The following is a 211-nucleotide window of genomic DNA, read 5'->3' as shown; positions in this document are numbered from 1 at the left end:
AATTTCGGTGGTGTCGATGCCGGCAGTCGACGTTCCTGATGAGGCGTTATCAGCGGAATGCGAGGAGGGACCCAACGGTGAGCAGGTCTGTAACGCGGCAGACAGGTCGCCTGCAGCAGCGTCTGGGTCAGGCCAGCCCGGGGCCGGGCAGGATGCAGCAGAAGTGCCGGCCGTTACGGGAAAGCAAGGCGCCGAGCGCAAGGATACTTTG

General features: G+C 63.5%; 1 protein-coding gene. It reads left to right on the top strand.

What is annotated here, in order from left to right:
* Positions 1 to 16: 16 nt before the first annotated feature.
* The coding region (locus tag MO867_RS23385) for a hypothetical protein (RefSeq protein WP_252473562.1) at positions 17 to 211 on the top strand (195 nt) is incomplete at its 3' end.

Origin of the sequence: Microbulbifer okhotskensis (genome assembly GCF_023895975.1) — a bacterium.
In the GTDB taxonomy this organism is placed as follows: domain Bacteria; phylum Pseudomonadota; class Gammaproteobacteria; order Pseudomonadales; family Cellvibrionaceae; genus Microbulbifer; species Microbulbifer okhotskensis.
This window is presented reverse-complemented; position numbering and strand designations above follow the sequence as displayed.